The organism is Pseudomonas sp. 05T35, assembly GCF_056396605.1.
On record NZ_JBFTLU010000634.1, the window covers coordinates 1 to 1901 of the forward strand.

The following is a 1901-nucleotide window of genomic DNA, read 5'->3' on the forward strand; positions in this document are numbered from 1 at the left end:
GTCGAGGAAATCGCGGTCGTGAGAAATCAGCAGCAAGGTGCCGGGGTAGCTCTTGAGCCACTCTTCCAGCCAGATAATAGCGTCGAGGTCCAAGTGGTTGGTCGGTTCGTCGAGCAGCAACAGGTCCGACGGGCACATCAGCGCCTGCGCCAGGTTCAGGCGCATCCGCCAGCCACCGGAGAAATCTCCGACCTGACGATCCATCTGTTCGTTGGTGAACCCCAGGCCTGCGAGCAACTTGCGCGCCCGGGCATCGGCGGTGTACCCGTCGGCGCTGTCGAGTTCTGCGTGCAGACGCGCCTGCGCGGCACCGTCATGGGCCGCTTCGGCGGCGGCGAGGTCGCGTTGCACCTCACGCAGGCGCAGGTCGCCATCGAGCACGTAGTCGACCGCCAGGCGTTCGAGCGTCTCGATCTCCTGGCGCATGTGGGCGATACGCCAGTCGGCCGGCAGGAAGCAGTCACCCGAGTCCGGGTGCAGTTCGCCCCGGATCAAGGCGAACAGGCTGGATTTGCCGGCGCCGTTGGCACCGATCAGGCCGGCTTTGTGACCGGCGTGCAGGGTCAGCTCGGCGTCTTCTAGCAGACGTTGCGGGCCACGTTGTAAAGTCAGGTTCTGAAGTCGAATCATAATGGCGGCGGAGTCTACCAGCTTCGCTCGCAACTGGCGCGAGTAGCACTATGTCCTCTGACCTGTGGAGCTTTTCCCTGACCCTCTACACCCGACCGGGTGTTGAGGACGCCTGCCTGAAACTGCAAGCAGCCGGCGCCGACGTTTGTCTGTTGTTGTGCGCAGCCTGGCTCGGACAGCGCGGTGTGAGATGCAACGCGCAACGCCTGCAACAGCTCCAGCACCTGGCCGGACCGTGGCATGCAGACGTCGTGCAACCGCTTCGACAACTGCGTACGCAATGGAAAGCCGCTGCCCTCGACGACGAGGAACTGAACACGTTACGCACGCAGGTCAAAGCGCTGGAGCTGGAAGCCGAACGGCAACTGTTGTCACGTCTGGAAAATGCGGCGCAAGCATGGCCGCAGGGTCAAGCCAAAGACCTGGCCGTGTGGCTGGAAGGATTGGCGGCGAGCGCCGCCAACCTGAACCGCGACGCGCTGAATCAGCTGCGCGTCGCGGTGACCGGCACTTAGGAAGCGCTGGTCGGGGTGTTGGTAGTGCTTACAGCCGCTGCCGGTACAGGCGAAGCGGCTGGCGTGCTCGCGGATGGAGCAGGTGAAGCTGCCGGTGCAGGTGTCGCAGGCTTGGCAGCCGCTGGTGCGGTTGCCGGTTTTGCTGCGGCTGGTTTAGCGATGGCAGGTTTGGCCACGACTGGCTTTTTCACCGCCGGCTTGGCTGCTGGTTTGGCAGCAGACGTCGCTGGCTTGGCAGCAGCCGGTTTGGCAGCGCTGGACGTTGCTGGCTTGGCAGCGACGGCGGGTTTAGCTGCGGGCTTGGCCGGCGCTTTGGCAGCTGTGGTTTTGGCCGCGGGCTTGGCGGCAGGTTTTGCAGCAACCGGTTTAGCAGCTGGCTTGGCGGCCGGTTTCACCGCAGCGGTTTTGGCTGCTGGTTTAGCAGCAGGTTTCGCCGCAGCAGTTTTTGCAGCTGGTTTTGCTGCGGCAGTTTTCGCTACTGCAGGTTTGGCGGCGGCAGTTTTAGCAGCAGGTTTGGCGGCTGGTTTAGCGGCAGCTGGTTTGGCAGCGGTCGGCTTGGCAGCCGGTTTGGCAGCACTGGCAGCGACTGGTTTTTTCGCTGCAGGTTTGGCGGCGGCTTTCGCTGGAGCCTTGGCCGGTGCCTTGGCAGCTGCCGGTTTGGCAGCCGGTTTTTTCGTGGTGCCAGAAGCAGCGGCTGGCTTGGCCGAACGCAGGGTCAGCGTTTTGCCGACGGCCTCTTTCACGCGACCAATACCC

2 protein-coding genes and 1 pseudogene are annotated in these 1901 nt (G+C 63.7%); 1 reads left to right on the top strand and 2 read right to left on the bottom strand.

Annotated features, from left to right (window positions below):
- Positions 1-630, bottom strand: a 630-nt coding sequence (locus AC1DH9_RS28225; protein ID WP_477809242.1) for an ATP-binding cassette domain-containing protein, incomplete at its 3' end; no start/stop codon positions are given.
- 50 nt (positions 631-680) lie between these two features.
- Between AC1DH9_RS28225 and AC1DH9_RS28230 the strand changes: the two genes are divergently transcribed.
- Positions 681-1145 (top strand): TIGR02444 family protein, encoded by a 465-nt coding sequence (locus AC1DH9_RS28230; RefSeq protein WP_427538806.1) that lies wholly within the window; start codon positions 681-683, stop codon positions 1143-1145.
- On the opposite strand, the pseudogene AC1DH9_RS28235 reads toward AC1DH9_RS28230, so the two are convergent.
- Positions 1142-1901 (bottom strand): annotated as a pseudogene (locus AC1DH9_RS28235) (AlgP family protein); the annotation flags it as partial. The gene AC1DH9_RS28230 and the pseudogene AC1DH9_RS28235 sit on opposite strands and share 4 nt — an antisense overlap.